Origin of the sequence: Paenibacillus lentimorbus NRRL B-30488 (assembly GCF_000411595.1) — a bacterium.
Lineage (GTDB): Bacteria > Bacillota > Bacilli > Bacillales > Bacillaceae > Bacillus > Bacillus velezensis.
The window spans coordinates 1-18402 of record NZ_ANAT01000045.1 but is presented as its reverse complement, the minus strand read 5'-3'; the positions used below and the strand labels follow the sequence as shown (position 1 = coordinate 18402).

General features: G+C 46.4%; 18 protein-coding genes and 5 pseudogenes. 17 read left to right on the top strand and 6 right to left on the bottom strand.

Going from position 1 to position 18402, the window contains the following annotated elements; all coding sequences use genetic code 11:
* Positions 1–24: 24 nt before the first annotated feature.
* Positions 25–177 (bottom strand): small, acid-soluble spore protein K, encoded by a 153-nt coding sequence (locus D368_RS18600; protein WP_003155495.1) that lies wholly within the window; start codon positions 175–177, stop codon positions 25–27.
* A 123-nt stretch (positions 178–300) separates the two neighbouring features.
* Between D368_RS18600 and D368_RS18595 the strand changes: the two genes are divergently transcribed.
* The 8 genes and pseudogenes from D368_RS18595 (at position 301) to D368_RS20355 (ending at position 6205) form a co-directional block, all read left to right on the top strand.
* Positions 301–570, top strand: coding sequence for a YfhJ family protein (locus tag D368_RS18595; protein ID WP_003155492.1), 270 nt, complete (start codon positions 301–303; stop codon positions 568–570).
* Between the two features lie 130 nt (positions 571–700).
* Positions 701–1229, top strand: a pseudogene (locus D368_RS18590) (SH3 domain-containing protein).
* 85 nt (positions 1230–1314) lie between these two features.
* Positions 1315–1650 carry an SdpI family protein gene (locus D368_RS18585; RefSeq protein WP_070081524.1) on the top strand — a complete coding sequence of 112 codons (336 nt, stop codon included), beginning with the start codon at positions 1315–1317 and terminating at the stop codon, positions 1648–1650.
* Entirely contained in the window at positions 1643–2503 is an 861-nt protein-coding gene (locus D368_RS18580; RefSeq protein WP_128575033.1) for an alpha/beta fold hydrolase, read from the top strand. Before D368_RS18585 ends, D368_RS18580 begins: the two co-directional genes overlap by 8 nt.
* Before the next feature lie 206 nt (positions 2504–2709).
* Positions 2710–3689, top strand: a pseudogene (locus tag D368_RS18575) (glycosyltransferase family 2 protein).
* 131 nt (positions 3690–3820) lie between these two features.
* Positions 3821–5529: pseudogene (locus tag D368_RS18570) on the top strand (YfhO family protein).
* Positions 5415–5975, top strand: coding sequence for a YfhO family protein (locus D368_RS20360; RefSeq protein ID WP_486129301.1), 561 nt, complete (start codon positions 5415–5417; stop codon positions 5973–5975). Before D368_RS18570 ends, D368_RS20360 begins: the two are co-directional and overlap by 115 nt.
* A complete protein-coding gene (locus D368_RS20355) occupies positions 5900–6205 on the top strand; it encodes a YfhO family protein (protein ID WP_486129303.1) in 306 nt (101 codons plus the stop codon). Before D368_RS20360 ends, D368_RS20355 begins: the two co-directional genes overlap by 76 nt.
* A 97-nt stretch (positions 6206–6302) precedes the next feature.
* Here D368_RS20355 and D368_RS18565 read toward each other — a convergent pair whose 3' ends face one another.
* On the bottom strand, positions 6303–7286 hold the full coding sequence (locus tag D368_RS18565) for a metal-dependent hydrolase (RefSeq protein ID WP_003155481.1): 984 nt from the start codon (positions 7284–7286) through the stop codon (positions 6303–6305).
* A gap of 225 nt (positions 7287–7511) precedes the next feature.
* On the opposite strand from D368_RS18565, the gene mutY reads away from it, so the two are divergent.
* Complete coding sequence (mutY, locus tag D368_RS18560) at positions 7512–8609, top strand: A/G-specific adenine glycosylase (protein WP_071391453.1); 1098 nt, start codon at positions 7512–7514, stop codon at positions 8607–8609.
* Between the two features lie 6 nt (positions 8610–8615).
* Here the strand turns inward: mutY and D368_RS18555 are convergent, their stop codons facing one another.
* Entirely contained in the window at positions 8616–8840 is a 225-nt protein-coding gene (locus tag D368_RS18555) for a hypothetical protein (protein ID WP_003155479.1), read from the bottom strand.
* 81 nt (positions 8841–8921) lie between these two features.
* Here D368_RS18555 and fabL point away from each other — a divergent pair, with 81 nt between their 5' ends.
* From fabL to D368_RS18530, 5 genes and pseudogenes are all read left to right on the top strand, one after another.
* A complete protein-coding gene (gene fabL, locus D368_RS18550) occupies positions 8922–9674 on the top strand; it encodes an enoyl-[acyl-carrier-protein] reductase FabL (RefSeq protein WP_003155478.1) in 753 nt (250 codons plus the stop codon).
* 83 nt (positions 9675–9757) lie between these two features.
* Positions 9758–9910: pseudogene (locus D368_RS18545) on the top strand (gamma-type small acid-soluble spore protein); the annotation flags it as partial.
* 160 nt (positions 9911–10070) lie between these two features.
* A complete protein-coding gene (locus D368_RS18540; protein ID WP_003155476.1) occupies positions 10071–10337 on the top strand; it encodes a YgaB family protein in 267 nt (88 codons plus the stop codon).
* A 135-nt stretch (positions 10338–10472) separates the two neighbouring features.
* On the top strand, positions 10473–11003 hold the full coding sequence (ntdP, locus tag D368_RS18535) for a nucleoside tri-diphosphate phosphatase (protein WP_003155475.1): 531 nt from the start codon (positions 10473–10475) through the stop codon (positions 11001–11003).
* An 82-nt stretch (positions 11004–11085) separates the two neighbouring features.
* Positions 11086–12827: pseudogene (locus tag D368_RS18530) on the top strand (ABC transporter ATP-binding protein).
* Between the two features lie 78 nt (positions 12828–12905).
* Here the strand turns inward: D368_RS18530 and D368_RS18525 are convergent.
* Both D368_RS18525 and D368_RS18520 read right to left on the bottom strand, forming a co-directional pair.
* Positions 12906–13970 (bottom strand): aromatic acid exporter family protein, encoded by a 1065-nt coding sequence (locus D368_RS18525; RefSeq protein WP_003155468.1) that lies wholly within the window; start codon positions 13968–13970, stop codon positions 12906–12908.
* Positions 13971–14179: 209 nt separating this feature from the next.
* Positions 14180–15469 carry a glutamate-1-semialdehyde 2,1-aminomutase gene (locus D368_RS18520; RefSeq protein ID WP_007408567.1) on the bottom strand — a complete coding sequence of 430 codons (1290 nt, stop codon included), beginning with the start codon at positions 15467–15469 and terminating at the stop codon, positions 14180–14182.
* 156 nt (positions 15470–15625) lie between these two features.
* Between D368_RS18520 and bcp the strand changes: the two genes are divergently transcribed.
* Together bcp and perR are read left to right on the top strand one after the other, a co-directional pair.
* Positions 15626–16099, top strand: a complete 474-nt coding sequence (gene bcp / locus D368_RS18515) for a thioredoxin-dependent thiol peroxidase (RefSeq protein ID WP_003155466.1) — start codon at positions 15626–15628, stop codon at positions 16097–16099.
* Between the two features lie 124 nt (positions 16100–16223).
* On the top strand, positions 16224–16661 hold the full coding sequence (perR, locus tag D368_RS18510) for a peroxide-responsive transcriptional repressor PerR (RefSeq protein WP_003155465.1): 438 nt from the start codon (positions 16224–16226) through the stop codon (positions 16659–16661).
* A 34-nt stretch (positions 16662–16695) separates the two neighbouring features.
* On the opposite strand, the gene D368_RS18505 is transcribed toward perR, so the two are convergent.
* Positions 16696–17049: a YgzB family protein gene (locus D368_RS18505; RefSeq protein ID WP_003155464.1), complete on the bottom strand. Its 354-nt coding sequence runs from the start codon at positions 17047–17049 to the stop codon at positions 16696–16698.
* Positions 17050–17251: 202 nt separating this feature from the next.
* Here D368_RS18505 and D368_RS18500 point away from each other — a divergent pair, with 202 nt between their 5' ends.
* Positions 17252–18136, top strand: a complete 885-nt coding sequence (locus D368_RS18500; RefSeq protein ID WP_101562839.1) for a nucleotidyltransferase-like protein — start codon at positions 17252–17254, stop codon at positions 18134–18136.
* Positions 18137–18402: the final 266 nt, after the last annotated feature.

Here is an 18402-nt window from a genome sequence, read left to right as displayed (position 1 = left end):
ATTCCCGGTCTTTTACGGTGTATGTTATCGTCTGCCTGAAGCTCTCATGCGCTCTTGGGGGTGCGAATTAATTGAACCGTCCGCCCGTTTAGAAGCGTAGTCATCCTTTGCCCGCGGTTCGCCTTCAAACTTATTATTGTTCTGATTAGGAAATCCTTTTGCCTTGTTCCGGACCATTTGTTTTCCCCCTCGGCCAATATCAAAAGGTTGCGCCTTCTGGACTGAAGACGTAAAGTTAGTATATGCCTGTGACAAGCTGCGTAAAAGCAGCAGGTTTTCCCAAGGAAAGGAGACAGAGACATGAATACATATATCGACAAACTGACGAATTTGCTGCTTGAGAAAAATGACATGCTCAGCTATTTGCAAGCGCGGACTTGGGTTGAGCTTTTATGGGGAGATTTCGAAGCGACTTACGCAAAAGCCGGCCGCCCGTATCAAGGAGAGCAAATGACGGAACGCGTCGTCAAGGAATGGATCGAATCATACGGCAGCAAGCTCCATATGTTCCAGAGCGTTCGGGAAGACGTTTCTCATTATTTGGATCAAAGCAGGGGTCTCCTGCATTAATATAGCAGTACGCCCGCCGGATACCGTCCGGCGGTTTTTCTTTTTATAAAAGAAATGGGAAAATCATGTTTGACGACCCGCAAAATGTGGAAATGTGTAATAACTTATAAAATAGCGGGGAGGAACCACAATGAACATGAAAAAGGGGTTAACCGCATTTATTCCGGCCGCAGGACTTTGCTTATTTTTAGCCGCAGGCACCGTTTTTTTTGATCCGGCAGCGAATGCCGCAGCAGTTCACCAGACAAAAATAGACACCGCAGCAGATACATATATCGTGAAAGCAGGAGAACTTAATGTCCGCAAAGAACCCAATAAACAAGGGCGGATTATCGGCACGCTTCGTTCAGAGGATTCCGTAAAGGTTAAACGGCTTCAAGGAGCAGATTGGGCTGAAATTGACTACAAAGGTCACAAAGCCTATATTTCCACGCATTTTCTGATGAAGCAGCCGGTGAAGGCGGTGACCGCGAAACAAACCGATTTTTATACGCCGACTTTGGAAACCGGCAAAAAAGGGTCCGTTAAAGCGGGTGAAACCGTCAATGTGCTCGGCTGGGGGGTTCAGCCATGACGGAGGGTTTGACCGTAAATGGGCGTACATCACATACGGCGGGAAAGCAGGTTATGTGAAAACGGCCGACTTAACTCAAAAATAAAGATTCAGGCAGGCGAATGAGCCTGCTTTTTTTCTGAAACTTTTCGCCTTTCCTTTCGTAAAAGATGAAAAGGAGAGTGATGGATATGATAATGGTGATCGGCGGCCTTCTGATGGCTGCGGCCGGCATTTCAGTCACATTTTTTCCGCCGAAGTCGATCAACAGCCTGTACGGATATCGGACGAAGCGCTCTATGGCGGATGAGTCGCAGTGGAAAGAAGGCAATCGATTCAGTGCGCTCCTCATGATTCTGTTCGGCCTTATTTCGGCGGCAGCTGGATTTTCGGGCAGCCTGCTTATCCGGCTGACTCAGCCGTTCGCCCTGATTGTTCAGGCCGTATTGTTGATTGCGATCAGCGTACTGATCATCGTCTTAACAGAAAGAAGATTGAAACAAACGGGGAGGAGAATCGATGAATGACATTACGTTTCACATGATCGAAACAAACGGAGTGACGCTGCACACGGCTTCAGCCGGTCCGAAAGACGGTCCTCTGGCGGTGCTGCTGCACGGGTTTCCGGAATTCTGGTACGGCTGGAAGAGTCAGATCAAACCGCTGGCGGATGCCGGATACCATGTTGTCGTGCCTGATCAGCGCGGCTATAATCTCAGTGACAAACCGGAGGGCATTGAAAACTATACCATTGATACGCTCAGAGACGACATTATCGGGCTGATCACTCATTTTACAAATGACAAAGCCGTCGTCATCGGACATGATTGGGGAGGAGCCGTGGCCTGGCATTTGGCATCCACGCGGCCGCAATACGTTGAAAAATTGATCACGGTCAATATCCCGCACCCGGCGGTTATGCGGAAGGTCACACCGTTCTACCCGCCGCAGTGGAAGAAAAGCTCTTATATCGCTTTCTTTCAGCTTCCGGAAAAGCCTGAACGGAGATTGTCTGAAGACGATTACCGCGTATTGGATCACGCGATCGGCTTATCCGAACGCCCGGCGCTTTTTTCACGGGAAGATGTCGACAGCTACAAAGAAGCATGGGTCAGAAAAGGAGCGCTCACGGCGATGCTGAACTGGTACCGGGCGATCAGAGCCGGCGGTTTAGGCCCTGCCGTTCCGCTTAAAATGCCCGTTCCGTACCGGTTAATATGGGGCGTCAACGACCGCGCGCTGAGCAAAAAGCTCGCCAAGGAAACAAAACGGATGATTCCAAACGGCGACTTAATCTTCATAGATGATGCCTCACATTGGGTCATTCACGAAAAACCACGCATCGTCAGCCATTTGATTCATGAATACCTTCAGCAATAAAGTCTGTCCCGCGTACAGACTTTTTCTTTTTTTCTCATATCTGCCGAAAAACATGACAAAATATAAATCATATGCAGAAAAAAATTTCTTTCCCTGTAACAAAAAAGGGTTTAAACGTCATTAAAAAAGGAAAAGCCTTACTGAAGTTTTGCGGACAATTCCTTTAAGGCCGTCCTAAAAAAGAATAATACAAAGAAGGTGCCTTCATGAAACAAAGGTTAATCTCAATTATTATTCCGTCTTACAATGAAGGGAACAACGTCAAGCTCATCCATGAATCTTTAAAAAAAGAATTTCAGACGATTCATTATGACTATGAAATTTTCTACATCAATGACGGAAGCGCGGATGACACCCTTCAGCAGATTAAAGAACTGGCCGCCAGAAACCATCGCGTCAAATACATATCTTTTTCCCGCAACTTCGGGAAAGAAGCGGCCATTCTGGCAGGATTTGAACACGTGCAGGGCGAAGCGGTAATCGTGATGGACGCCGATCTGCAGCATCCGACCCATCTGCTGAAAGACTTCATTCAAGGCTATGAAGAAGGGTATGACCAAGTCATCGCGCAGCGCAACCGAAAAGGGGACAGCCCCGTGCGTTCCGTGCTTTCTTCCCTGTATTATAAATTTATCAACAAAGCCGTCGAAGTGGACCTGCGTGACGGGGTCGGAGATTTCCGCCTGCTGAGCCGGCAGGCCGTTGATGCTCTTTTGAAGCTGAGTGAAGGGAACCGTTTCTCGAAAGGGCTGTTCTGCTGGATCGGGTTTGACCAGAAAATCGTATTTTATGAAAATGTCGAAAGGAAGAACGGCACGTCCAAATGGTCATTCAGCAATCTGTTCAACTACGGAATGGACGGTGTCGTCTCCTTCAACAACAAGCCCCTCAGGGTATGCTTTTTCACCGGTATTCTGATATTGCTTCTGTCGATGGTTTATATTGTAACAACCTTTGTTCATATTCTGACACACGGCGTGTCCGTACCCGGATACTTCACCATTATTTCCGCCGTGCTGTTTTTAGGGGGCATCCAGCTTTTGAGTCTCGGCATCATCGGAGAATACATCGGCCGGATTTACTATGAAACAAAAAACGCCCGCACTATTTAATTAAAGAAGCGAATATAACGTACGGAGAACAAAATGAAACGAATTATACAAAAAAGCGCAAGTGGAACCATTAAACAGCCGCCGCTGTGCGCAGGGTCTGGGGACGTTGTATGAAAAAAATAAATGGATCTTGCCGGCAGCCTGTGTGCTGGCTGCGGCAGCCGCTCATATTTTTTTCTTAAAAGAGTGGTCGGCAGGCCGCTATATGACGGGGTCTGGAGACGGGATCGCCCAAATGGCGGTCTTCAAAAAGCTGCTGTTTGATCAATATATGAACGGCAGGCTGTTTTACAGCTATTCGTTCGGACTGGGCGGGGGAGTGTACAGTCAGCTCGGCTATTATTTCTCTACTTCTTTTCTATTCCTGTTTATCTCCGCCGCTGTCCGCTTTTTGCAGCTTATTCAGCTGACGGGTGAGGCTGATGCGCTGTTTTGGGCGCAGGCCTCCGTTTTTATCAGCATCGCCAAGCAGAGTTTCATCATATTCACGGCGGCGTGTGTGTTCCGCTATTTCGTCAAACGGACGGTGCCTGCTTTTGCCGGCGCCGTGTTGTACGGGGTCTCGATTATCTACTTCCGGCATGAGGTGTATTGGGACTTTTTCACTGACAGTATGGTGTGGCTGCCGCTGCTCGTGCTCGGCGCGGAAAAAATCATCAGGGAAAAAAAGCCGGCGTGGTTTATCTTCGCCTGTGCGCTGACATTGATCAACAACTTTTATTTTGCGTATATTAATCTGATTTTCATCGGCATTTACATCTTATTCAGATGGATCATTCATCTTGAAGACAATGAAGCCAAAAAGCTCACTCAATGCAGAATGTTTATTCTGTCAGGCCTTCTCGGCTTCGGCATAAGCGCAGTCTCCTTTATCCCTGTCGTATACGGATATCTTCATAATCTGCGGCCGCCGTATTCAGAGCAAATTGCATGGCTTGATTTTTCCGACAACATTTTATTTTCAAGCCGGATAATCATTCTGCCGGCGGTTTTTTACTTTTTCTATTTACATTTTCTTTATATAAAAACCGGCTGTTCCGGCTGTTTGCGGGAATCAGTCTGCTGTACATTCTGTTTCACTTCAGTCCGTTTGCGGCAAGCGCCTTTAACGGTTTTTCAGCTCCGCAAAACAGGTTTGAATACGTCCTGTGCTTCACGATTGCGGGAACGGTTGCAGCAGGGCTTTCTAAGCTTTCAGACATCAGCATGAAGAGTATGCTGATATCCGCCGTACTCGCCGTTCTGCTCTATTGGAGCCAAGTGAGACGGTTCAGCCTGGATATTTCTGATCAGGCCAACCTGCCTATCCTGCTCCTTCTGGGGCTGACCATTGCCGCTTTCCTTGCAGCAAAGACAAGACTGAAAGGCGCGGTGCCCGCCGTCTATGCCGTCATTCTCTTGACGGCGGTGCTGACGGCTAATACATATGAAAAATATGCGTTATCAGAAGGCGGGAAGATTTATACGGTATCGCATACCTTTATGACGGGTCCTGACTATAAGGGCAAAGAACAAACAGAGCTTATTCAGCGTCTGAAAGAAAAAGACCCTGATCCGTTTGCCCGTTTAGATTGGATGAACGGTGTTTTCAATAACACCCCGATCATTTACGGGTTCAACGGATTCAGCGTATACTCAAGCATCCTGAACCGCAATCTGCTGTCCTTTTACTGGAACGATCTCCGGATTGATATGGGCAGAGAAAGCGTCAGCCGCTATGCGACATTAGGAAACAGGGCTAATTTATACAGCCTGCTTTACGGAAAATATTATATGACGGAAAAACAAACGAGGCCGGCGTGCCGTACGGGTTCAAAAAAATCATGGAATCATCCCATTATGCGGTTTATCAAAATCAATATATGCTTCCGTTCGTACGGACAGCTGATCGCGTATATAACGAGGACGGTCTGAAAAAAGCGCCCGCCCTTGCCAGAGAACGGGCAATGCTTGACGGGATCATCACGGAATCAAGCACAGCCAACACGAAAAAAGCGCCTGAAGCGAAAAATATGATCCGTCAGGCAAAGGTAACGGCCGACCATTCGGATTATCAAGACGGCATCCTGACGGTAAACGAAGACGGCGGCGGCCTGATCATTATGCCGCAAGCCGCTAAGATGGACGGCGGCGATTATTACGTCAGCTTTTATTTGAAGAATAAAGCGAAGGACCAGGGCTTTACATTAAAAGTGAACGGTTACACGACAACGAGAAAATCGAATCGATCCATTTACAAAACAGGTGTCAACGATCTTACTGTCAGAGTGCCGAAAACAAAAACATCCAAATCCGTCTGCCGAAAGGATCGTATCAGCTTGACAGACTGGCGCTTTACGAAGAACGGTACGATACGCTGAAAAACGCATACCGAAAAGCGGAAAAAGCACCGCGGGCCGATCTCAGATGGCGCGGAAATACGCTTCATATCTCGTATGAAAACAAAACCAGCGCGCCGTATATCATGCTTCCGATTCCATATGAAAAAGGCTGGGAGCTGAAGATAAACGGCAGAAAAGAACAGATTGAAAAAGCGGATTATTCCTTTATCGGATTTAAAGCGCAAAAAGGAAAAACGATATTCAATTAACGTATTACCCGCCGTTTTTTAAACCCGCGGCCGCCCTATCGGTGATCAGTCTCGTGTTTGCCGCTATATATGTGAGAAGACAAAAAAAGCCCGGCTCTTAAACAGAGCCGAGCTTTAATTTTTTCTGCAGTTTTTCCTCGCTGAATATCCAGCCCGTGTAGGAAGAGAGAAGCTCTAAATCATGACTGAGGTGGACGATGGCGACAAAAGGATAGTGGCCTTTGCTCCGGTAGCGCAAATCAATAAAGCGCACCTCATAATGATCTTTAAAAGTATCGACCTCCCACCTGTAAACGGGGGAAAATGAAAGAAAGGCTGCAATATTTTCGTCCTGTTTCGCGGCCTTCATCACATCGGTTTCCGGAACGGGCACGCGGTTGAATGTATCCAATATCACGACATGGCCGTCAAGGCTTCTGCCGACATAAAAGGCATGCGCCGTCGTCACGGCGATACGCCACTGCCTGAATTTCATCGTCGGCGAAATAATGATGGTTTCAATCTCCTCTTCAATCATTTCGCGCAGCCTTCGCTTTATCCGCAGCTGCATCAAAAACCGGACGGCGTAATATCCTGCGAGGATGATATAAAGCATCAGAAATGTCACGCCCGGATGACCTCCGATATACCACACGGCAATCGCGGCCAAATGGCTGACGAAAATAAACGGATCAAAGGTATTGATTAAACCGAGAGCGATCCATTTTCTCGAAAACGGACGGATGGCCTGTGTGCCGTACGCGTTAAAAATGTCAACAAACACATGCAAAACGACAGCCAGAAGCGTCCACAGCCACAGGTGCAAAAAGTTCGCTTCCGGATAAAACATAAACAAAATACCCGGAATCAGAACGGACCAAAATAATACGGCGGGAATGGAGTGCGTGAATCCTCTATGATTTCGAATATAAACGGCATTATTTTTCAGCTTCAATATGGTATCAATATCAGGTGCCTGAGAGCCGGCAAGCGCGGCGATCATAACTGCCTGAGACATGGGGGTGTGCATGCCGACGGCAGGATCAAGAGTTGCGATTCCGCCAAGCGCGATACCCATGACAACGTGAGTGCCAGTATCCATTGTTGACCTCCTAGCAGGCGTTAAAAATCAGCCGCCCGCATATTTCGCATTATAAGATATTCCCCATTTTCTGTTTGCCCAATCATGGCGTTTATCCGCCGTTCTCATATGTTTCCGCTTTTTCTTTATCACTATTTAATGTAACATATTATCGTAACGTGCCCTTAGTTTACACCAAAATACAGTGTCAAGAAAAGCGGAACCCGAAACATCTGAGGAGAAGATATGAACGCACTTGAAGAAAAAATGAAACAAAAAGATATAGACAAATTTCGCGAGGACTTAATTACATGGTTCGAAAGAGAACAGAGAATTCTGCCGTGGAGAGAAAATCAGGACCCGTATCGGGTGTGGGTGTCAGAGGTGATGCTGCAGCAGACGCGCGTAGATACCGTTATTCCTTATTTCTTGCGGTTTGTTGAGCAATTTCCGACCGTTTCGGCGCTCGCTGAAGCCGATGAGGAAAAAGTGCTCAAAGCCTGGGAAGGGCTAGGTTATTACTCCCGTGTAAGAAATCTGCAAAGTGCCGTAAAAGAAGTGCATGAGCGGTACGGGGGAGTCGTCCCTGCCGGGGAAAAGGAATTTGGCGGACTGAAAGGCGTCGGCCCTTATACAAAAGGCGCCGTGCTCAGCATCGCATACAACAAACCGATTCCCGCCGTAGACGGCAATGTGATGCGTGTCATGTCGAGAATTCTTTCCATATGGGACGATATCGCAAAACCTAAAACCAGAACCATTTTCGAACAGGCGGTATCCGCTTTCATTTCTCATGAAAAACCATCTGAATTCAATCAGGGTTTAATGGAGCTCGGCGCGATCATCTGCACCCCGAAATCGCCGTCATGCCTGCTTTGCCCCGTACAAAAGCACTGTTCGGCATTTGCGGAAGGGACAGAGCGGGAGCTGCCCGTTAAAAGCAAAAAGAAAAAGCCCGGAATAAAAACAATGGCAGCCGTTGTGCTGACAGACGATCAAGGCGATGTCTATATTCATAAACGGCCGCCAAAAGGCTTGCTCGCCAACCTGTGGGAGTTTCCGAATACCGAAACCCAGAAAGGAATCAAAACCGAAAGAGAGCAGCTTGAAGCCTATTTAGAAAAAGAGATGGGAATAACCGCTGAAATCGGGGAGCTGGAAGGCATCGTAGAACATGTTTTCACCCATCTCGTCTGGAATATTTCGGTCTTTTTCGGTAAAGTAAAACAAGTGTCGGATACAACGGAATTCATACGGGTCACAAAAGAGGAGCTCAAGGAATACGCATTTCCCGTTTCCCATCAAAAGATATGGAAAATGGCGGAAGAAAGCGGCCGCCTGTAAAAAGCGTCAGTCATAGCTGACGCGAGTGCCGTGGCCGTAATCCGCTTCATTCCGTTTCAGTCCGCCGCGGGCTTCGATTTCCTGAATCAGTTCCCGGTATTTGGACTGGCCTTCTTCGTTTAAATACGGCATAATTTGCTGGAAGGCATGATGGAAATAGGCGAGCTCTGAATCTCTCCAATCTTGTTTGGGCATCATGGCCAATTCGCCCATATCACGTCCGACATACATATAAAAGACCCCTTTCAACACATATTGCTTTTATTGTTTGTTGAATGAAAAGAACTATACACAGCAAGGAGCTGAGGAAAAATGGAACAAAATAAATGCGCACTGATCACGGGAAGCAGCCGAGGCGTCGGGAAAGCAGCCGCCATCAGACTCGCGGAAAAAGGATACAATATCGTCATCAATTACGCCCGCAGTAAAAAAGCGGCATTAGAAACCGCCGAAGAAATTGAAAAACTCGGCGTTAAAACGCTCGTTATTAAAGCTAATGTTGGCCAGCCGGCAAAAATCAAAGACATGTTCCGCCAGATTGACGAAACATTCGGCAGACTGGACGTGTTCGTCAATAATGCGGCTTCAGGCGTGCTGAGACCGGTTATGGAACTCGAAGAAACACACTGGGACTGGACGATGAATATCAACGCGAAAGCATTGCTTTTCTGCGCTCAGGAAGCAGCAAAGATGATGGAGAAAAACGGAGGCGGCCACATCGTCAGCATCAGTTCGCTAGGCAGCATCCGCTATCTTGAAAACTATACGACGGTCGGTGTCTCAAAAGCTGCTTTAGAATCGTTAACCCGTTATCTGGCGGTTGAGCTTTCTCCGAAAAACATCATCGTAAACGCGGTGTCAGGCGGAGCGATTGATACGGACGCGCTGAAGCATTTCCCTAACAGAGATGAACTGCTGGAAGATGCCCGCCAAAATACGCCGGCCGGCAGAATGGTCGAGATTAAAGATATGATCGACACGGTGGAGTTTTTAGTTTCTTCAAAAGCGGACATGATCCGCGGCCAGACCATCATTATTGACGGCGGACGCTCTCTGCTCGTATAAGTTTTAAAAAAGATGAATAGCCTTATCGTCTCCTGCGCATTCTAAAGTGCGTGGAGGTGATAACAATGGCAAACTCAAAATTCAGCAAAACAGACGTTCAGCAGGTGAAAAGACAAAACCAGCAATCAGCTTCCGGTCAGGGTCAATTCGGCACTGAATTCGCCAGTGAAACTGATGCGCAGCAGGTTAGAAAGCAAAACCAATCTGCTGAACAAAACAAACAGCAAAACAGCTAATCACTGAAACGAAAAAGCACTTCATCTTCGGATGGAAGTGCTTTTTTCTGTTGCCGAAACGACAAAACTTGTGATTCCTCTACAGAATGAGTCAAAGGGTTTTCCGGCGGAAAATCGAAATGGTAAGGAGTATCAACCTAAAAGCCTAAGGAGGAACCCGATGTCAGAGTTTGAAAAGCTTGTAAGTGAACAGATGAAAATCATGGATCAGCTTCTCGAGCTGCAGTCAGAACTTGACCGCTGCCGCCAGGTGGAAGCGGAACTTATCAGTCTGGAAAGAGATGCAAAGCTGGACAATGTACAGGACGAAATTGCGACAAAGCGAAAAGACCTGGCCGGCATACAGGAGTTATTCCAAAGGCAGACAGAGCAAGTCATCCAGTCTTATCGCAGCACGGAAAAGCCGTCTTCCTATGTGCAGAAATGAATGTGCCATTCCGGAAGCGGAGTGGTTCTTTTATTTTCATTTTTTAATTCGTAACGTTATAATAGTGAAAAGACTTGTCGGAAAGCAATTGCGGCTGCATTGACTGCAGGGCTTTACAGAAAGTAGGGGAGAAATATGGGATATCCCAAGGAAGGAGAAACCATTCAAATTCACAGCTATAAGCATAACGGGCTGCTTCATCGAATTTGGAATGAAACGACGATTTTAAAAAGTACGGAATTGTGTATCATCGGAGCCAACGACCGGACAATGGTGACGGAATCCGACGGACGGACGTGGGTGACGAGAGAACCGGCGATCTGCTACTTTCATGCCCGTCAGTGGTTTAACGTCATCGGAATGCTGAGAGATGACGGGGTACACTATTATTGCAACATCAGCTCGCCGTTCGCTTATGACGGAGAGGCCATCAAATATATTGATTACGATTTGGATGTCAAGGTGTTTCCGGATATGACATATAACATTCTTGACGAGGATGAATACGATGACCACCGCAAATCAATGAATTACCCTAAAGAGATCGACAGCATTCTGAAGGAGTATCTGAATACGCTGCTGCACTGGATTCATCAGCGGAAAGGACCGTTTGCTCCGGAATTTGTTGATATGTGGTATGAACGGTATCTGCGCTATACAAAATAAAGAATACAATAAAAAACCTGTTGGGGTGTCAACAGGTTTTTCACATGGGCTCACACGCCTTAAAGAGAGAGGGGGATAAAGTGTGGGCGTAATCAGACGCTATATGCAATTTGTAAAACCTTATAAAAACAAATTTTTATCACAGTGTTAATCGGCATTATAAAATTCTCCATCCCGCTGGCTCTCCCGCTTCTGTTAAAATACGTGGTCGATGACATTATTCAAGGGAGCGGAACGGCAAGCGCTAAAACTTCATCGCTATTCACGATAATGGGCATCATGTTCGTGCTGTTTTTAATTCTGCGTCCCCCGGTAGAGTACTATCGGCAATACTTCGCGCAATGGACGGGCAGCCGGGTGCTCTACGATATCAGGGGGGTATTGTTTGATCATATTCTAAAATTGAGCCTGAGGTTTTATGCCAACACGAGAACGGGCGAAGTCATTTCCCGGGTGATAAATGATGTCGAACAGACAAAAGACTTTGTCATAACGGGACTGATGAATATCTGGCTTGATATGATGACGGTGCTGATCGTCATCTGCATTATGTTTACACTCGATGTCAAGCTGACATTGATATCTGTCATTTTGTTTCCGTTATACGGAATTTCAGTGAAATACTTTTACGGCCGCCTCCGAAAACTGACACGTGAGCGTTCTCAGGCACTCGCCCAAGTTCAGGGACATTTGCACGAAAGAGTTCAGGGGATGCCCGTTATCAGAAGTTTTGCCATTGAAGATTATGAACAAGCCAATTTTGATGAAAAAAACGGACATTTTCTGGACAGAGCGATCCGTCATACGAATTGGAACGCAAAAACGTTTGCAGTCGTGAATACCATTACGGATTTGGCGCCGCTGCTTGTTATCGCGTTTGCGGGTTATTTTGTCATAAACGGTCCGCTGACGGTAGGGACGATGGTTGCGTTCGTCGGCTATATTGACAGAATGTACAATCCGGTCAGAAGATTGATCAACTCATCGACCACGCTGACCCAGTCGATCGCTTCGATGGACCGTATATTTGAATTTATCGACGAGCCGTATGAACTGACTGATAAACCGAATGCAGTAAAAGCTGACGACATTAAGGGCGAAGTTGAATTCCGAAATGTCTCGTTCCGTTATGAGGAAGGAAAAGAAACGATTTTGCAGGACGTTTCCTTAAAGGTGACAAAAGGGGAAACCGTCGCGCTCGTCGGAATGAGCGGCGGCGGAAAATCGACGCTTGTCAGCCTCATACCGCGTTTTTATGATGTATCCGGCGGCAGCCTGCTGATTGACGGCACAGATATTCGCGATTATGAAGCGAGAAGCCTCCGCAATCAAGTTGGAATGGTGCTTCAGGATACGTTTCTGTTCAGTGAGACGATTCGTGAAAATATCGCCATCGGTAAACCGGGAGCGTCTCTGGATGAGGTGGTTGCGGCTGCGAAAGCGGCAAATGCCCATGAATTTATTATGAACTTCCCCGAAGGCTACGAAACCAAAGTCGGCGAACGGGGCGTCAAATTGTCAGGCGGGCAGAAGCAGCGGATTTCGATCGCCCGTGTATTCTTAAAAAATCCGCCGTTGCTGATTTTGGATGAAGCGACATCGGCTCTTGATCTTGAAAGTGAACACTACATTCAGGAAGCGATGGAAAAGCTTGCGAAAAACCGGACGACTTTTATCGTCGCCCACAGGCTGTCCACGATTACCCACGCGGATAAAATTGTCGTCATGGAAAACGGCGCCGTCGTCGAAACCGGCACGCACGAGGAATTAATGGCCCGAGGCGGCCAGTACAGACACTTATTTACGATTCAGAATTTGAACTGATACAAAAACGTATGCCGTCCGAATGGGCGGCATACGTTTTTTTGAATGCAAAAAAACCCGGTTTACGGAAGCACCGGGTTACTCTTCGTCTGTTTCTAATTCGCTGTCTTTCGGGTGGTATGTCTGAAAACTCGTAATTAATGTATCGAGATGCTCCAGCTGCTCGCGGTATTCCGCAACCGCAGCCATAATGCTGAGCATATTGTAATCAAGCAGTTCATCCTCGCAGTTCTGCTGATTTTTCAAGAAAGACTTCGTCAAAAGCTGTTTATATCTTATGCTTTCTTCAGCATCGTCATCATGCGGTTTGATCTTGCCGACCGTCCGCATCAGAATCCTTTCGTGCCAATGAAGCAGATAATCAATTTCTTCTGTCAGCGTCTCCTGAAATTCCTCCGGCATATGATAAATCTCGTTTTCATAGCGGTGCAGCTTTTTCAGTGTATCAAGCGCCCGATTTGCCGTAATAATCGCCTGTCTGAATAAAACAAGCTTGCGCGACTTTACATACGTCGTTTTCTTAAAGTAGCTTCTCTCCTCTTTATAAAGAAGGTACGTATGATCAAGCTTCATCATTTTTTCCTTCAGCTTCTCAATATCCTCTTTCAATATCGAGTGTTCCGTGGACTGGCGCATCGTCAGCCTGATCCATTTCATGATCTCATCGGTATATTCAACTGTATGATGAGTCAGCTTCGTTTCGTATTTCGGCGGAAGAAACACAAGGTTCACAATAAAAGAAGACAGCACGCCTAAAATAACGGTGCTTGTTCGTATCAGAGCGAACGTCAGGAAGCTGTTTCCCGGTGTTTCTAAAATCGCGATAACTGTCACGAGCGCAATCGAAATGGTGTGTTCAATTTTCAGTTTTAACATGATCGTGATGACAATCACTGCGGTCAATCCGATCATAATCGGACTCGGTCCGAAAATCAGTCCGAATACCGTAGCGATGACAGCGCCGATGATATTTGCCTGAACCTGATCAATAATGATAAGAAAAGACCTGTAAATAGAGGGCTGTATGGCAAATATAGCTGCAATCCCGGCAAAGATCGGCGACGGAAGTCCGATCCATGATGCTAAGTAGAGCGCGAGCGTAATCGCAATCCCTGTTTTAAAAATGCGGGCACCAAGTTTCATTGGTTTGTGCGTGCATTCCTTTCTCTAATAAATTATGTGCCGAACGAACGGCTGACACTTACATTTCCCTGTCGGCTGATTTGCTAAACAATAAAGTAATATACAGGGATCATACCAATTATTCAAGGTCTTTTTTTGAAAAAACCATTATCTCACAAATCGGACAAAAAGAAAAAGCGGAAGCCCTGGGCTCCCGCTTGTTTCAGCAGTTATTTTTTCATATGTCTGAACGCATCTTCAACGGCTTGTAAAGTGGCGTCGATATCCTCTTCAGTATGTGCGGTTGTGATAAACCAAGCTTCATACTTCGATGGAGCGAGATTGATGCCGCGCTCAAGCATCAGCTTGAAGAACTTGGCGAATGCTTCTCCATCTGTATTTTCCGCCTGCTCGTAATTGACGATCTTTTCATCAGTGAAGTAAACCGTGAGCGCGCCTTTTAAACGGTTGACGGTGATGGTAATGCCATGTGTCTCCGCATGGGCGAGAATGCCCTGCTCAAGTCTGGCGCCGAGCTCATCAAGCCGCTCGTAAACGCCTTCTTCCTTCAGCACTTCCAGGCAGGCGATGCCTGATAGGATAGATGCCGGGTTTCCGGCCATCGTGCCGGCTTGATATGCCGGGCCGAGCGGAGCAACCTGCTCCATGATCTCTTTTTTGCCTCCGTAAGCGCCGATCGGCAAGCCGCCCCCGATAATTTTACCGAGCGCCGTTAAATCAGGCTTCACTTGAAGAAGATCCTGCGCGCCTCCGTACATAAAACGGAACGCCGTGATCACTTCATCATAAATGACGAGCGCGCCCGCTTTATGGGTCAATTCATTTACCTGTTCTAAAAATCCTTCTTCAGGTTCAACGATGCCGAAGTTGCCGACGATCGGCTCGACGAGAACCGCTGCAATTTCTGAACCCCATTTATCCAGCGCGGCTTTGTAGCTTTCAATGTCATTGAAAGGAACGGTAATCACCTCATTGGCGATGCTTTTCGGCACGCCGGCGGAATCAGGGGTGCCGAGCGTAGACGGGCCGGAACCCGCAGCGACAAGTACGAGATCAGAATGGCCGTGATAGCAGCCGGCGAATTTAATGATTTTTGTCCGGCCTGTATAAGCGCGTGCAACCCGGATCGTTGTCATCACCGCTTCAGTGCCTGAGTTTACGAATCGTACTTTATCAAGTGAAGGAATGGCCTCCTTCAGCATTTTGGCGAAAGTGACCTCATGTTTGGTCGGCGTCCCGTACAGCACGCCGTTTTCGGCCGCTGTTTTAATCGCTTCAGTAATATGCGGATGGGCATGTCCGGTAATAATCGGGCCGTAAGCCGCTAAATAATCGATATACTGATTCCCGTCTACATCCCAGAAATAAGCGCCATTCGCTTTTTCCATCGCAACGGGTGAACCGCCGCCTACCGCTTTATAGGATCTGGACGGGCTGTTCACGCCTCCGACGATATGCTCTAACGCTTCCTTATGAAGTTCAACTGATTTTGTATACAAAAATGACCCTCCTAATATCTCCTTACATCATGTTCTATTGTAGCATGCTTCATTGCGAGCACAACGGTTCATGCTTCCAGAAAAGAGCGGGGGGATAACGGTTGTAATCTTAACGTGAATTGGATACGCTTAATAAAAAACCCGGAGGTATAAGAAATGACGATTGAAATCGGACAAACAGCACCGGATATGAAATTAGTGAATGACAGCGGGGAAGAAGTAGCACTGACGGATTTTAAAGGGAAGTACGTCGTTCTCTATTTTTATCCGAAAGACATGACACCCGGATGCACGACGGAAGCATGTGATTTCCGTGATCAGCACGAAAGTTTCGCGGGACTTGATGCGGTTATCATCGGAGTAAGCCCTGACAGCCGTGATAAACATGAAAAATTTAAGCAAAAACACGATCTTCCTTTCCAGCTCCTCGTTGATGATGAGCACAAACTGGCGGAAGCTTTTGATGTGTGGAAGCTGAAGAAGAATTTTGGGAAAGAATATATGGGTATCGAGCGATCCACTTTTTTGTTAGACAAAGAAGGCCGTCTTGTGAAGGAGTGGAGAAAGGTAAAAGTGAAAGATCACGTTGCCGAGGCGCTTCGCGAATTGGAACAAATTGCGTCTAATTAATGGACAAATGCTGAACTCACGGGGTTTTCTTCAGATTACATTTGACAGGAGACCGGAAAAAGATGTACACTAATTATAAACATTATAAAGTAAGAATCTTTTTTAGAAGAGAGGTGCATGACGGATGGCTGCACATGAATTAAAAGAAGCCTTAGACACGTTGAAGGATACGGGAGTCCGGATTACTCCTCAACGTCATGCCATTCTGGAATATCTCGTGGATTCTATGGCACATCCGACAGCGGACGATATATATAAAGCCTTGGAAGGGAAATTCCCTAATATGAGTGTTGCGACAGTGTATAACAATTTGCGTGTATTCCGGGAAGCGGGGCTTGTAAAGGAACTGACGTACGGAGATGCGTCCAGCAGATTTGACTTTGTCACCTCTGACCATTATCACGCCATTTGTGAAAGCTGCGGAAAAATCGTGGACTTCCATTATCCCGGGCTTGACGAAGTGGAACAGCTTGCTGCTCACGTCACAGGGTTTAAGGTAAGCCACCACCGTTTGGAGATTTACGGCGTCTGCCAAGAATGTTCCAAAAAAGAAAACCACTAAACGAAGCTGACCGCTTTGATACGGTCAGCTTCGTTTATTTTACACTGTTTTTTCTGTTATAAGACTCATCGAACGCTTGGCCTTCCAATCCTTTATCCAATGTAAGCGGCTCTCTGCAATGCATGCACATATCCACTCTGCCCAGAATCTTCGTTTCTTTCTCGCAAGCGGGGCACATCACCCGGACCGCTTTTGTGGACAGCATGCCGATCCAAAAATAAACGGCGGTGCTGAGTCCGATCGACAGCAGGCCGAGAATCATAAACAAGCTGGCAAGCAAAACAGACTGCTTAAAGAACAGCCCGATGTACATAATGATAAACCCAACGAAAACCAAACTTAACGCAAACGTTCTGATCTTATTAATTTTGCTTGAGTATTTCGCCATGTCCATCCCCCTCTGGTTTAACTATAGCACAAAACAGATGGCATATTCTTCATGTTTTCGTAAGAAAAGGGAAGAATAAATATGGCACCTGAAAGGAAATTTGTTATAATAGTGCAATGTGTTTAGAAAAAAGGACTTTCATGTTTTATCATAGAAATGTAGAAACAATAGCTAGTGAAACAATCGCATTGGAGGAATCGTAATGGACAATCTTCTCCGTCCAATTTACCAAGAAAGAGCAAGTCATCCCGATACGCTGGCCGTCCTTATGATTGAGAGAAGGAGTAAAGCATCATCCATCACGGATAACTTTGATGCGGTCATGCTTGTCATTGTCAAACAGGCTGATGAACCTCTTTTTATAAAGCATTATGAATTCGAACACAAAACCGCTTCTTTACATATTGTAACGGATTCTCTGCTTCAGGAATGGATTCTGCTTGGGACAAATAGAAGAGTCATAGATTGGATCATCAACGGTAAAGTGCTGTTTGACCGCAATGAATATATATCTGAACTCAATGACCGGCTCAGCACTTTTCCTTTCGCCGAGCGGAAATTAAAGATCGGAATGGAATACGGCAAGCTGATCAGAAGATTTGTAGAAGGAAAAGCGTTTTTTGAAGCTGATCATTTTCTGGATGCATATTATGCGGTAGTGCACGCTCTTCACCACTTGGCCCGCATAGAAGTGATTGACCGGGGGTTTTATCCCGAAACGACAGTCTGGAACCAGGTCCGTCACATTGAGCCGCAGGTATATAAGCTATATTCCGAACTTGTCGAGAGTCACGAAAGCTTGGAGAAAAGGCTTGAATTATTATTCTTAGCAAATGATTTTCTCATCCATTCAAAAGCTGAAATCGGTTCTGCGCACCTTTTTCAAGTGATGAAAGAAAAAGAAATGTGGCAGTTTGGAGAATTGCTTCAGCACACTGAACTGGTGCACTTCACCCAAGATCTCGGTGTCATGCTTGATTACCTGACGGAAAAAGGCTTTGTTGAAGTATCTCAAATAGAGACCAAAGGGCAGGAAGTATATCATCGAGGATATTCTTTCAAAAAAAGTGTTGACGCTGAATCATAGGCATGGTATATTATTAAACGTCGCTGATGCGCTTCACCAAAAAGCTCACAGCGGCGGAGAAATAAAACAAAAACATTTGACAGCAAAACGCTGAAATGTTATACTGAAAAAGTCGCCTCGAGATGAGGTTGAGATGATCTTTGAAAACTAAACAAGACAAAACGTACCTGTTAATTCAAAGTTTTAAATAAATCGCACAGCGATGTGCGTAGTCAGTCAAACTAAGGTCTGCATGATGCAGATCACACAGACGTTACTGCAGGATG

Coding starts and splice junctions, on each gene's coding strand:
- D368_RS18505 (WP_003155464.1), bottom strand. CDS start 17,049: ATGGCGAAATACTCAAGCAAAATTAATAAGATCAGAACGTTTGCGTTA.
- D368_RS18540 (WP_003155476.1), top strand. CDS start 10,071: ATGTCAGAGTTTGAAAAGCTTGTAAGTGAACAGATGAAAATCATGGAT.
- D368_RS18585 (WP_070081524.1), top strand. CDS start 1,315: ATGATAATGGTGATCGGCGGCCTTCTGATGGCTGCGGCCGGCATTTCA.
- bcp (WP_003155466.1), top strand. CDS start 15,626: ATGACGATTGAAATCGGACAAACAGCACCGGATATGAAATTAGTGAAT.
- D368_RS18565 (WP_003155481.1), bottom strand. CDS start 7,286: ATGGATACTGGCACTCACGTTGTCATGGGTATCGCGCTTGGCGGAATC.
- mutY (WP_071391453.1), top strand. CDS start 7,512: ATGAACGCACTTGAAGAAAAAATGAAACAAAAAGATATAGACAAATTT.
- D368_RS18525 (WP_003155468.1), bottom strand. CDS start 13,970: ATGAAACTTGGTGCCCGCATTTTTAAAACAGGGATTGCGATTACGCTC.
- D368_RS18555 (WP_003155479.1), bottom strand. CDS start 8,840: ATGTATGTCGGACGTGATATGGGCGAATTGGCCATGATGCCCAAACAA.
- D368_RS18595 (WP_003155492.1), top strand. CDS start 301: ATGAATACATATATCGACAAACTGACGAATTTGCTGCTTGAGAAAAAT.
- perR (WP_003155465.1), top strand. CDS start 16,224: ATGGCTGCACATGAATTAAAAGAAGCCTTAGACACGTTGAAGGATACG.
- D368_RS18600 (WP_003155495.1), bottom strand. CDS start 177: ATGGTCCGGAACAAGGCAAAAGGATTTCCTAATCAGAACAATAATAAG.
- D368_RS18500 (WP_101562839.1), top strand. CDS start 17,252: ATGGACAATCTTCTCCGTCCAATTTACCAAGAAAGAGCAAGTCATCCC.
- ntdP (WP_003155475.1), top strand. CDS start 10,473: ATGGGATATCCCAAGGAAGGAGAAACCATTCAAATTCACAGCTATAAG.
- D368_RS18580 (WP_128575033.1), top strand. CDS start 1,643: ATGAATGACATTACGTTTCACATGATCGAAACAAACGGAGTGACGCTG.
- fabL (WP_003155478.1), top strand. CDS start 8,922: ATGGAACAAAATAAATGCGCACTGATCACGGGAAGCAGCCGAGGCGTC.